This window comes from Algoriphagus sp. (assembly GCF_046296635.1).
GTDB lineage: Bacteria > Bacteroidota > Bacteroidia > Cytophagales > Cyclobacteriaceae > Algoriphagus.
Genome location: NZ_JBKBKZ010000001.1, coordinates 203,562 through 215,105, shown reverse-complemented (window position 1 = coordinate 215,105; position 11,544 = coordinate 203,562). Strand labels below are relative to the sequence as shown.

12 protein-coding genes are annotated in these 11,544 nt (G+C 41.3%); 10 read left to right on the top strand and 2 right to left on the bottom strand.

Annotation, left to right across the window (positions count from 1 at the left end):
* Nucleotides 1-18 precede the first annotated feature (18 nt).
* Nucleotides 19-912: a TolB family protein gene (locus tag ACK4HU_RS00975; RefSeq protein WP_409802945.1), complete on the top strand. Its 894-nt coding sequence runs from the start codon at nucleotides 19-21 to the stop codon at nucleotides 910-912.
* Between the two features lie 11 nt (nucleotides 913-923).
* A complete protein-coding gene (locus ACK4HU_RS00970; RefSeq protein ID WP_409802943.1) occupies nucleotides 924-1,847 on the top strand; it encodes an SMP-30/gluconolactonase/LRE family protein in 924 nt (307 codons plus the stop codon).
* Nucleotides 1,848-1,931: 84 nt separating this feature from the next.
* On the opposite strand, the gene ACK4HU_RS00965 is transcribed toward ACK4HU_RS00970, so the two are convergent.
* Together ACK4HU_RS00965 and ACK4HU_RS00960 are read right to left on the bottom strand one after the other, a co-directional pair.
* A complete protein-coding gene (locus tag ACK4HU_RS00965; RefSeq protein ID WP_409802942.1) occupies nucleotides 1,932-2,642 on the bottom strand; it encodes a DsbA family protein in 711 nt (236 codons plus the stop codon).
* Between the two features lie 49 nt (nucleotides 2,643-2,691).
* Nucleotides 2,692-2,835, bottom strand: coding sequence for a hypothetical protein (locus tag ACK4HU_RS00960; RefSeq protein WP_409802940.1), 144 nt, complete (start codon nucleotides 2,833-2,835; stop codon nucleotides 2,692-2,694).
* 40 nt (nucleotides 2,836-2,875) lie between these two features.
* Here ACK4HU_RS00960 and ACK4HU_RS00955 point away from each other — a divergent pair, with 40 nt between their 5' ends.
* The 8 genes from ACK4HU_RS00955 to ACK4HU_RS00920 all read left to right on the top strand — a co-directional run bounded on the left by ACK4HU_RS00955 (nucleotide 2,876) and on the right by ACK4HU_RS00920 (nucleotide 11,541).
* Complete coding sequence (locus ACK4HU_RS00955; protein WP_409802938.1) at nucleotides 2,876-4,123, top strand: aminotransferase class V-fold PLP-dependent enzyme; 1,248 nt, start codon at nucleotides 2,876-2,878, stop codon at nucleotides 4,121-4,123.
* A gap of 388 nt (nucleotides 4,124-4,511) precedes the next feature.
* On the top strand, nucleotides 4,512-5,195 hold the full coding sequence (locus ACK4HU_RS00950) for a GNAT family N-acetyltransferase (RefSeq protein WP_409803197.1): 684 nt from the start codon (nucleotides 4,512-4,514) through the stop codon (nucleotides 5,193-5,195).
* A 35-nt stretch (nucleotides 5,196-5,230) separates the two neighbouring features.
* Nucleotides 5,231-6,421, top strand: a complete 1,191-nt coding sequence (locus ACK4HU_RS00945) for an argininosuccinate synthase (RefSeq protein ID WP_409802936.1) — start codon at nucleotides 5,231-5,233, stop codon at nucleotides 6,419-6,421.
* A complete protein-coding gene (gene argC / locus ACK4HU_RS00940; RefSeq protein ID WP_409802934.1) occupies nucleotides 6,414-7,382 on the top strand; it encodes an N-acetyl-gamma-glutamyl-phosphate reductase in 969 nt (322 codons plus the stop codon). The genes ACK4HU_RS00945 and argC overlap by 8 nt, the downstream gene beginning before the upstream one ends.
* Nucleotides 7,383-7,543: 161 nt before the next feature.
* The gene (locus tag ACK4HU_RS00935; RefSeq protein WP_409802932.1) at nucleotides 7,544-8,677 is read left to right on the top strand and encodes an aspartate aminotransferase family protein; all 1,134 of its coding nucleotides are present in this window, start codon (nucleotides 7,544-7,546) and stop codon (nucleotides 8,675-8,677) included.
* A 27-nt stretch (nucleotides 8,678-8,704) separates the two neighbouring features.
* A complete protein-coding gene (locus ACK4HU_RS00930) occupies nucleotides 8,705-9,649 on the top strand; it encodes an acetylornithine carbamoyltransferase (RefSeq protein ID WP_409802930.1) in 945 nt (314 codons plus the stop codon).
* 21 nt (nucleotides 9,650-9,670) lie between these two features.
* On the top strand, nucleotides 9,671-10,471 hold the full coding sequence (argB, locus tag ACK4HU_RS00925) for an acetylglutamate kinase (RefSeq protein WP_409802929.1): 801 nt from the start codon (nucleotides 9,671-9,673) through the stop codon (nucleotides 10,469-10,471).
* Nucleotides 10,471-11,541 (top strand): M20 family metallo-hydrolase, encoded by a 1,071-nt coding sequence (locus tag ACK4HU_RS00920; RefSeq protein ID WP_409802928.1) that lies wholly within the window; start codon nucleotides 10,471-10,473, stop codon nucleotides 11,539-11,541. The genes argB and ACK4HU_RS00920 overlap by 1 nt, the downstream gene beginning before the upstream one ends.
* The last annotated feature ends 3 nt before the right edge of the window (nucleotides 11,542-11,544 follow it).

Genomic DNA, 11,544 nt, shown 5'->3' with positions numbered 1-11,544 from the left:
GGCTTAGAATCTGTTTTGATGAAAAAATTCCTGTTTTCGCTTTCTATTTTCATTGGTTTCACACTTCAAACCACTCTTGCTCAGGGAGGTTTTGATATTTGGGTGATAGACACCAAAGGCAAAGGGAAAAAGTTTAAGGTCCTAACTGAAACGGCCAAAGCCCTCACAAATCGTCCCGAATATGATAATCAACCAAATTTTATTAACGATTATCAATTGGTTTTTTCAGCGGCGGATGAAACTGGCAATCATGACATCATAGTCTATAACTTCACTACTAATAAATTTACTAACCTAAGCAAAACTGAAGACCGTAGTGAGTTTTCTCCTACCCTGACAGATTGCGGACAGTATGTTGCAGCGGTGGTGGTGGAGCCTGATGGAAGACAAAGGCTTTGGTTATATCCCACAAATTATGGTGAGCCGGAATTACTTTATGATGACATAGCACCTGTAGGATACTACGATTGGTATGATAACAAGGCCGCCATGTTTGTACTCGGGGAACCCAATAAACTGGTTTATGCCCGAGGTAAAGGAGACCTTGTAGAGATCGATGACCATATAGGAAGAGCTGTAAAGCGGAGACCAAAAACATCCCAAATCAGTTATTTATCAATGAAATCTCCAAAAGAGACGGGAGATGGCTTAGAATTGCTGATCAGAACCCACGACATTAAAAGTGAAAAAACTGGAGTGCTAGGTTTTGGATTAGCCGGTTCCTTAGACTTCATTTGGCAGGATAATCACTACCTGCTAATGGCTCAAGGAAACAATGTTTTTCAAAAAAAATCCAACCATTCCAAATGGGAATTTCTTGGGGAAATAAAGTCAGACACACATCAAAACATATCCAGAATGGCCTACAGCCCTGATTTGAACAAGCTCGTAGTAGTCATGCAACGTAAATAATCCCGTAACCTATGCTAATTAATTTAAAAAGTACGCTTATCCTATCCGCTTTATTATTAAGCTCACTTTCACTCTTTGCTCAAATCGAAGACAAACGTGGAATTGTAGTTAAAAATGCCGAGTTGGTGAAAGTTCAGGATGGATTTAGCTTTACCGAAGGGCCAGCAGTAAATCGTATGGGCGATGTCTTTTTTACCGATCAACCCAATGATAAAATTTACAAGTGGTACGCAGGAAGTAATAAAGTTGAGCTTTTCAAAGAAGGTGCAGGCCGATCAAACGGGCTTTATTTCCAACTTGATGGGACTTTGATTACCGCGGCAGATTTGAAAAATGAACTTTGGGCAATTGATCAAAATACGGGAAAAGAGACAGTCATCGTGCCTTCTTTCAGAGGAAAAAAACTCAATGGACCTAATGATATCTGGGTAAGACCAAGTGGCGGTTTGTTTTTCACAGATCCACTTTATCCAAGACCCTATTGGGAAGGAATCCGAGGAAAGGAAATGGAGCAGGATGGACAGCATGTGTACTTTCTTTCGGCCGACCGATCCGAACTTTTCAGAGTTGCAGAAGACTTAACTCAACCAAATGGTATTGTTGGAACTCCGGATGGAAAAACGCTTTATATAGCCGATATCGGTGCGAAAAAGACTTGGAAATATGATGTTTTACCTGATGGATATTTGACCAACAAAACCTTATTCTGTGAAATGGGATCCGATGGTATGACCATTGACGATAAAGGGAATGTCTACCTTACCGGAAAAGGTGTCACAGTTTTTGATCGTAATGGAAATCAAGTAGCTCATATTCCGGTACCCGCCAATTGGACTGCAAATGTTGCTTTTGGTGCCTTGGATCGAAGAACCCTTTTCATCACAGCAATGGATGCTGTTTACACCCTACAAATGAAAGCCAGGGGTGTTTGGTAATAAATATTAAGCTCACAGATGACTCGGATGAACACAGATAATTAAACAATCTGTGAAAATCTGAGAAATCTGTGAGCTATATTTTTAAATGCAATTCCCATCAAGGTCACAACTCTCCCCTTCCGCATTACCTGCCATATCTAGAACAGAATTATTCTTAGCGAATTCTGTCCAAGCTTTTTGTAGTGTCTGAACAAAAACTTCATCAGGCTGAGCTCCTGAGATTCCAAACTTTCTATCCAAAACAAAAAATGGAACTCCCTTCACTCCTATTTGTCTTGACTCATAAATATCCTGATCAACAACTTCATCAAACTGATCGGATTCTAGCATCGCTTTAATTTTTTCTTCTTCCAGCCCAATTTCTTTTCCTAAAGAAATCAAAGTAGGAAAGTCATCCACATTTTTTCCTTCGGAGAAATAAGCCTTGAGCAAACGCTCTTTCATTGCATCCCCTTTTCCGGATTCTTTGGCTAGGTGAATCAGGCGATGTGCATTTCTTGTATTGGCGACTACAGCTTTTTCGAAGTCGAACTCTAATCCTTGCGCAGCAGCCATATTCACCACATTTGAAGTGATTTCACGGGTCTGCTCCATGGACCAACCTTTGGATTGGGACAAATGCTCAAGCGTACTGATAGTTGGATCGGTTTTTTGATTAGGATTGAGCTGAAAGCTTTTCCACTCGATCTCTATTTTGTCTTTGAAAGGGAATTTTTCAATTGCCTTCTCTAACTTTCTTTTTCCGATATAACAAAAAGGACAAACTACATCTGACCAAATCTCGATTTTCATAGCTTTTTTTATTTACTTAAATCACAAATCAGATTTTACCCCAAAGAGTTCAAGCCAAAGCTGTGAAAACCAAAGAATGCCCTTCCTGCGCAATGGAAATTGACGACAAAGCGATCATTTGTCCGATCTGCAAATTTGAATTTCCAAAACGATCACCTTGGATTACATGGATGGCCATCTTTTTGGTGATCATCTGGTTACTTTTCTACATCTTCTAAAAAATCATCCCACCTATGAACAAGCGATCCTTTATCAAATCTCTGGCAGCACTTGGAATTGGCAGCTCTTCGTTTTTCCAGGCCAAAGCAAATTCAGTTTCATTGGAAAATCTCGATTTTTCGGCTGATGATGTCTGGGAAAAAATCCGAGCAGGCTATCGACTCAAGCCTGATTACATCAATTTAGAAAATGGCTATTACTGCTTTTTGCCAGAAGAAACGCTGGAGAAATACATCGAACATATCCGTGAAGTAAATTATCAAGGATCTCACTACATGCGAACAGTCAAGGTCGCTGATAAAGCAAAATCCGCTGCCAAAGTAGCAGAATTGGTCGGCGCTGATCCGGAGGAAGTTGTTTTGACAAGAAATACTACTGAATCACTGGATTTGGTGATTTCAGGGTATCCTTGGAAAGCAGGAGATGAAGCAATCTTCAGCAATCAAGACTATGGAAGTATGCAGACCATGTTTGATTTGGCTTCCAAACGCTGGGGAATTAAGACTGTCAAAATCGATATTCCGTTGCATCCGGAAAGTGATGAGGAAATCGTAGAAATCTATCGAAAAGCGATCACAGCCAAGACTCGATTAATGCTAGTACCTCATATTGTGAACATTACAGGCCACATTCTTCCTGTACGGAAAATTGCCGATATGGCACATGAACATGGAGTGGAGATTATGCTAGATGGAGCCCATGCAGTGGGACACTTTACCTTCGATTTACACGAATTGGATTGTGATTACTATGGATCAAGTCTTCATAAATGGTTAAGTGTGCCCCTAGGCTGCGGGATGCTCTATGTGAAAAAAGATAAAATCGGAAAATTGGAACCGCTTTTAGCACCATTTGACTTGAATTTAAAAACGATGGAGTATCTCAATAATACAGGAACTCATCCTGTCGCTACGGATTTGGCTGTATTGAACGCTTTAGAATTTCATGAGAAAATCGGAGCGAAAAGGAAAGAAGATCGACTCCGATTTGTTCAGCGGTATTGGTCCGATGAAGTTCGAGATGTCCCTGGAATCATTGTAAATACCCCAAAGGAACCTACTCGTTCTTGCGGGATCGCAAATGTGGGAGTGTCAAAAATCACACCCGCTGAAATGTCCAAAGTTCTGATGGAAAAATATCAGATTTTCACCGTGGCTATCGATGGAGCAGGAGTAAAAGGCTGTAGAATTACGCCAAACATTTACACATCTACCAACGAGTTAGATAAGTTTGTGTCGGCTTTGAAAGAGATGGCAGGATAGATTTATTTCCCTAATTTAATTTGGTAAAGTGAGGTTTCTGAAAAATTTATTTAGTTGAAAATTTGGAAACGAGGATATTTTTGGACTTTGCCCAAATTTTTGGGCAATTTTCTTGTAATCCATTTTTTGAGGTATAACATTTGCAACCTCAAAAGCATGACAAAGAATAATATCATAGCACCAATTTTACCAATTGCCTCAATGGAGGTACTTGTTTCTATTGCTATGCCATTTTTTGCTCCTACAAGGAGAAATAGGTTTACATATAGGGTTTGACCCTGTAATATTTTCTGTTTTCCTACGTGGAAAACATGCTCCGCATCTTCCTTGAATTTCTAGTTTAATCATCATCCTCCATTTCAACATGGAGAATCTCATGCAGTCCATTATGGAAGACATTTCTTTCAAAATTATTGTAGCCGATCCAAGCCATAAATCCTACTCCAACATCATTGCAGATGAGATGGAGAATTCCGCTAAAGCTCGTGGAACGGGTATTGCTAAGCGAAGCCCTGCTTACCTCGAAACAAAAATGGATGAAGGAAAAGCTGTCATCGCCTTGACTTCTGATGGGACATGGGCAGGATTCTGCTATATCGAAGCTTGGGGTCACGGCAAATTTGTTGCTAACTCAGGCCTGATCGTTTCTCCGGAATTCAGAAAATACGGTTTGGCTCGAAAAATCAAGGCTGAAATATTCAAGCTCAGCCGCAAAAAGTACCCAGAATCAAAGATTTTTGGTTTGACCACCGGTGCTGCAGTGATGAAAATCAACTCAGAACTTGGGTACATTCCCGTATCTTATTCCGATCTTACTGATGATGAAGAATTCTGGAAAGGATGCAGAAGCTGCGTGAATTATGAGATTTTGATGGCAAAAAATCGTCAAAATTGCCTATGCACTGCCATGCTTTATGACCCCAATGCCAAACGCAATCACACAGAAGAATTGGCGCTTCGTGATGATTTCAAAAAAGAAATCAAATTGTTTGACCGCTGGGTCAGACTCAAAAAATATGTTATGCTCAAATTGAATAAGTCAAAAGATTCAATCACGAGCATGCTCTTTTAATTCATTTCCCTAGAGAACAAACCTATTAGAATAAAATGAAAAAAGTTGTTTTAGCCTACAGTGGAGGCTTGGATACCACATTTTGCGCACTTCACCTGACCAAAGATCTTGGCTATGAAGTTCATGCGGTGATTGTAAATACCGGTGGTTTTTCGAAAGAAGAATTAACCGCTGTTGAAGCTAGAGCAAATACGTTGGGCGTTGCTTCATTTCATATTCTGGAAGTGCTTGACACCTATTACGAAGAAGTTATCAAGTATTTGGTTTTTGGGAATGTGTTGAAAAATTCCACTTATCCCCTATCCGTCTCAGCCGAGCGAATCCTGCAGGCTAAATCTCTTGCTGAATATGCTAAATCCATTGGTGCAAAAGCCGTTGCTCATGGTTCAACCGGTGCTGGAAATGATCAGGTTCGTTTTGACATGATTTTCCAGACAATAGTTCCTGATATCGAAATCATCACTCCTATTCGTGATCTGAAACTTTCCCGTCAGGAAGAAATCGAATACCTAAAAAAACATGGAGTTTCAATGAACTTCGAAAAGGCCGCTTATTCCATCAACAAAGGAATCTGGGGAACTTCAGTTGGTGGAAAAGAGACCTTGACTTCTTCAGATTTTTTACCGGAAGAAGCTTGGCCAACTCAGGTCACTGAAACAGAGGCTAAAGAAATCAAATTGACCTTTGTTCAAGGTGAATTGAAAGGCGTGGATGGAGAGACATTTGAAAATCCGGTTAATGCCATTCAGGAAGTTCAAGCCTTAGCAGGACCATACGGAATCGGTCGAGACATTCATGTGGGTGACACAATCATCGGCATAAAAGGACGTGTAGGTTTTGAGGCAGCTGCCCCACTTATCATTATTAAAGGACATCAACTTCTGGAAAAGCATACCTTGACCAAATGGCAGATGTTCTGGAAAAATCAGCTTTCCGAGTTCTATGGCAACCACCTGCACGAAGGACACTACTTGGATCCGGTGATGAGAAACTTGGAAGCCTTTCTCGCAGACACTCAAAAGTTTGTAACTGGTGATGTTCGGGTGATGCTCCAACCCTATCGCTTTACGCTGCTTGGAATCAATTCAAATCATGATTTGATGTCCTCGAAGTTTGGTAGCTATGGAGAAATGAACAAAGGATACACAGGAGAAGATGTGAAAGGCTTTACTCGGATTTTGGGCAATCAGACTGCCATTTTCCACAAAGTAAACAGCGATGACTAAGATCAAAACAGCAGTTATTGGTGCCGCAGGATACACTGGAGGAGAATTACTTCGAATCTTAGTGCATCATCCTTCTTGCGAACTGGTCTGCGTTCATTCTAATTCTCAGAAAGGTAGAAAAGTAGCGGAAGTTCATCCGGATTTGATCGGCGATTGTGACTTGGTATTCACCGATCAAGTGCCAAGTGAAGGAATCGATGCGGTCTTTTTGGGTCTGCCTCATGGCGAAACCAAAGGATTTCTTGAAGCTCTTGCTTTTTCTCCGGAAACAGTCATCATCGATCTTTCCACTGATTTCAGAAATGAATCCGATGGATTCGTCTATGGACTTCCTGAAGTAAATGCTGAGAAAATCAAATCCGCAAAGCGAATTGCTAATCCGGGTTGTTTTGCCACGGGAATTCAATTGGCCTTAGCTCCTGCTATCGCAAAAGGTTGGGTGAAAGATGCGGTGCAGATTTCAGGAATCACGGGAAGTACCGGTGCTGGAAAAAAGCTGGGAGAAACCTCTCACTTCAGTTACCGAACTGGGAATATGTCTGTCTACAAGCTCTTTACGCATCAACACTTGAATGAAATTAAGCAGACGTTTCGGCAGATAAATCCTGACTTTAATTCTGAATTGCTCTTTGTTCCTTACCGTGGGAATTTCTCAAGAGGAATTTGGATCACGGCTCATTTTCCTTTCGCAGGAACTGAAGAAGAAGCTGTAAAAGCGTATCAGGAATACTATCAAAATGCGGCATTCACTCATGTTTCCACTCAGGATATTGACTTGAAGCAAGCGGTGAACACAAATAAATGCATCCTTTTTGTCCAGAAAGAGGCAGGGCAATTGGTCATTTATTCAGCGATTGATAATCTCTTAAAAGGAGCCTCCGGGCAAGCTGTTCAGAATTTCAATTTGGCCTTTGGACTGGACGAAAAGTTGGGTCTGAATCTCAAGTCAATTGCGTTTTAGAAACAAGAAGCAAGACTTTAGACACAAGACTTAAGATTAAAAAGGAACAATACATTGAAATTTCGATACTCAGGATTAGATGTCAAAGTCCAAATTTTGAAAGTGAAGATTGAGGAGCATCATTGCCTCGTAAATCGTATTTCGTAAATCGTACATAAAAAATGAATTTATTCGACGTCTATCCCCTCATTCCCGTCACTTTGGTCAAAGCCGAAGGATGTAAACTTTGGGATGATCAGGGTCAGGAATATTTAGATCTGTATGGTGGTCACGCAGTGATCTCTATCGGACACACGCATCCGCATTATGTGAAGCGCATCAAGGATCAACTGGATCAGATCGCTTTTTATTCCAATTCTATTCAGATACCCATTCAAAAGGAATTTGCCGACAAACTTGGACACCTTTCCTGCTTACATAATTATGAGCTCTTCCTTTGCAATTCGGGTGCTGAAGCAAATGAAAATGCCATAAAAATGGCCTCATTTGCGACGGGAAAATCTGGTTTTATCGCATTCTCAGGTGCATTTCATGGAAGAACTTCCGGGGCGGTTGCTTTGACTGACAATCCAAAAATTGTAGCTCCCTGCAATGCACGAACTGATTTCCACATTCTTCCTTGGGGAGAATTGGAAGCTTTGGAAGATGCATTGAAAACAAATTCGATTGCAGGTATCATCATTGAAGGAATCCAAGGAGTTGGCGGAATTCAAGTCCCCTCAGCCGAATTCTTGATAGGCATTTCTGCTTTGGCCAAAAAGTATGATGCTAAACTCATCTTAGATGAAGTTCAGTCGGGCTATGGAAGAACAGGTCGATTCTTTGCACATCAGTGGGTAGATGGCATTATGCCTGACCTGATTACAATGGCCAAGGGAATGGGAAATGGTTTTCCAATCGGAGGACTTTTAATCGCACCTGAATTTAAAGCCACTTATGGTTTACTTGGAACCACTTTCGGTGGAAACCACTTGGCCTGTGCGGCAGGACTTGCTGTTTTGGAAGTTTTAGAAAAAGAAAACTTACAGAATAAAGCATTGGAACTTGGGGAAAAGTTAATCGAAGAATTAAATCAAATTCCGGGGATTAAAGATGTCAGAGGAAAAGGCCTGATGATTGGAATTGACTTGGATAGAGATGCAGGACCTGTTCGTTCAGAATTGGTAAATAAATACCACATCTTCACAGGTTCAGCTGCTAAAAAGCAAACGATCCGATTGCTTCCACCTTTGTCAGTAGAATGGAATCAGTTAAATTCGTTCTTGATTGCTATCAAGGAAATTCTTAGTAAATAAGTTTTTCACCCCCCTATTTCACCTCAAATGAAGCATTTTACAAAATTCGAATCCAAAGAACTAGGTCAGGAATTGATTGATCTTGCGATCGCCTATAAATCAAATCCTAGCTTGGATCTCGCCAAAGGCAAAGGAAAGCGAGTTGGGTGCATTTTTTTAAATCCTTCGCTAAGAACTCGAGTCAGCACCCAGATCGCTGCTCAAAATCTGGGAATGGAGGCCATTGTCCTTAACATGGATAAAGAAGGTTGGGCTTTGGAAATGAAGGAAGGTGCAGTCATGAATAAAGGCACGGTCGAACATGTCAAAGATGCTGCCGGAGTTTTGGGTTCGTACTTTGACATTCTCGCCATCCGGGCTTTCCCCTCCCTCACCAATCGCGAGGAAGACGTGGATGATTTTGTCTTTGGTCAGTTTGTAAAATACTGTGGTAAGCCTGTGGTAAGTTTAGAATCTGCCATCCGTCATCCCCTTCAAAGTTTGGCGGATCAGGTTACGATGCAGGAATTTTCCGAAGGAAAAAGAAAACCAAAAGTCGTCTTGACATGGGGACCGCATATCAAGGCAATTCCTCATGCTGTAGCAAACAGTTTTGCAGAATGGACACTGGGAATGGATCATGATCTCACGATCACCCATCCGGAAGGATACGAACTAGATGAGAGTTTCACCAAGGGTTCTACCCTAGAATACGATCAAAGTAAGGCCCTTCAGGATGCTGATTTTGTGTATGTTAAAAATTGGTCATCTTTCAATGATTATGGTAAAATTCTATCCACCGATCACTCTTGGATGCTTACTGAAAAGCATTTGAAAAAGGCTAAAAATGCTAAAGTCATGCATTGTCTACCTGTAAGACGAAATCTGGAACTTTCAGATGAAATCCTGGACGGGGCACGTTCTTTGGTTCAGAAGCAAGCTGAAAACAGAATTTATGCTGCACAGGCAGTTTTGAGTAAAATTCTAGGATAAGTCCTTTATTCTTTTGACCAAATGAAAATATCAATCATCAAAATCGGCGGTAATGTCATCGACTTCCCTGAGAAGTTGGATGAATTTTTGACTCTTTTTGCCAAGTTTCCAGGAAACAAGATTCTGATTCATGGTGGAGGTATCATGGCGTCCCGCTTCGGTGAATCTATGGGGGTAATGCCCGAGATGGTCGATGGACGTAGAATTACCGACAAAGACACCCTCGACATCGTGACGATGGTCTATGCGGGATTGATCAATAAAAATATCGTGGCAAAGCTTCAGGCTTTGAAAGTAAATGCCATAGGGATGACGGGGGCTGATGGAAATCTCATCCGATCTATCAAGCGACCTGTAAAAGGAATAGATTATGGGTTTGTTGGCGATATACAGGAAGTAAATACCGACCTGATCAAAACGCTCCTCAGTGCCGGACTGCATCCTGTCGTGAATGCGATCACCCACGACCAAAAAGGCCAATTACTTAATACAAATGCAGATTCCATTGCCTCCGCCTTGGCGACTAACTTAGCAGCGGAGCATCAGGTTAACCTGTATTTCTGCTTCAATAAAAGCGGAGTCTTGATCGATGAAAAAAATGAAAATTCGATCATTCCACTGATCAACGAAGATATCTATGCCGAGCTACGCAAAGAAAGTGTAATTCATTCAGGCATGATTCCCAAATTGGACAATGCTTTCGCAGCTTTGGAAAAAGGAGTAAACCATGTGTGGATAGGTAAAGCTGAAAATCTCCTCCTAGCCGCAAAAGGTAAGCTTTCAGGAACAACTATTGAGCGAAATCGATACGATCTATACTGATGGAAAACCTCAATTTACTTTTTAAAGAAGCGGTTCAATTGCTTAAGGATTTAATTGAAATCCCATCTTTTTCCAAAGAAGAAAATGGTACAGCAGATCGGATTGAAAGCTTTTTATCCCAAAAGGGAGTTGAAGTGGTTCGATCAGGAAACAATGTTTGGGCTTTTGCAAATGATTACAACCCCATTTTGCCAACTGTATGGCTCAATTCACATCATGACACGGTAAAGCCAAATTCGGGCTACAACAAAAATCCTCATCAAGCTATCGTAGAAGATGGAAAACTGTTTGGATTGGGTAGTAATGATGCAGGTGGTCCTCTTGTAAGTTTAATCGCAACTTTTTGCCATTTTCTACAGAAAGATCTCCCATTTAATTTGCTTCTGATTGCCTCCGCCGAGGAGGAAATCTCCGGTCCAAATGGCATTTCTTCCATCATTTCTAAACTCCCGGAAGCTGAACTGGCAATCGTTGGAGAGCCAACGCAAATGAGACTTGCTGTTGCCGAAAAGGGACTTCTGGTGATCGACGCAAAAATTCATGGAAAAGCCGGTCACGCAGCTCGTGAAGAAGGCATCAATGCGATTTACCTTGCAATGGAAGATTTGGATGAAATCAAGACCTTCCAATTCACGAAGTCCAGCCCATTCTTAGGCCGCACCAAAGTCACGGTAACTGTTATTAAAGCCGGTCAACAGCACAATGTAGTTCCTGACCTTTGCGAATATACCTTGGATGTACGGGTGACAGATGTCTATACTTTGCAGGAGGCATTTGAAGAATTGAAGTCCATTTTAAAGGCTGAGTTGACGCCGCGATCCATGAGGTTGCAATCCTCGCATCTTCCTGCGGGTCATCTCTTGAACCTAGTGGCTGAGAAATTGGATCTTGAAAAATACGGAAGCCCTACTCTCTCCGATCAGGCACTAATTCCTTGGCCTTCTGTCAAAATCGGTCCCGGAGATTCTGCAAGATCCCATACAGCTGATGAATTCATTTTTCTGGAAGAAATCAAGCAAGGTATCGAAGGTTATATTTCAATCATCAACAAATACGCTGAACTCAGCTAACCT